The following is a 564-nucleotide window of genomic DNA, read 5'->3' on the forward strand; positions in this document are numbered from 1 at the left end:
TTGAAGTTAGGAAAGCCTGACCCTCAAGAACTACTTGGTTTCCAGATCTGCTGACCAGAATCCTCTTAACTTGAAGAGTTATTTTACCTATTCTGGTAGGCTCCTCTACTTCTTCTTTAAGATCAGTTACTTGTAGGGTTCCGTCAGGTTGTAATCTTGTCGACGTAGCTGAGACCCTTTCTCTTCGCTGCGTAATCACTATCTCACCCGAGAATACTGTATTAACCCTAAGGCGGCGGTCGTCTACTCCGCTAGCAAGCAATGCAAGACCATTCGGTGTCGAGAGATCCACACGAGTGCTTAACCTTGCGTCATTCGGAGCAAAAGCAACAATCTCAAGGGGAGGAACTTGCTCTGCAATCCGGATGGCGAGGCGATTATCGTTCGTGGGTGCAATCAAGGCTTCTATACCCTCGAGTCGAGCTTCTCCACTCCCCCGAGTTGCCGTTGATCGAACAGGAATAGAGACCCCGCCCCCAAACCTAGGGTTGATAAAGTCCAGCCGCAGGCTGGTGGTCTCCAGCACCGAGCCGGGGGTAAAGCGATACTCCTGGGCCGAGACAA

The 564-nt window shown here is 50.9% G+C and carries 1 pseudogene; it reads right to left on the reverse strand.

The window, feature by feature from the left end:
- Window positions 1-400, reverse strand: a pseudogene (locus tag NW860_RS01315) (hypothetical protein); the annotation flags it as partial.
- Between the last annotated feature and the right edge of the window lie 164 nt (window positions 401-564).

The sequence above is a fragment of the Synechococcus sp. F70.1 genome (assembly GCF_047502745.1).
Lineage (GTDB): Bacteria > Cyanobacteriota > Cyanobacteriia > Thermostichales > Thermostichaceae > Thermostichus.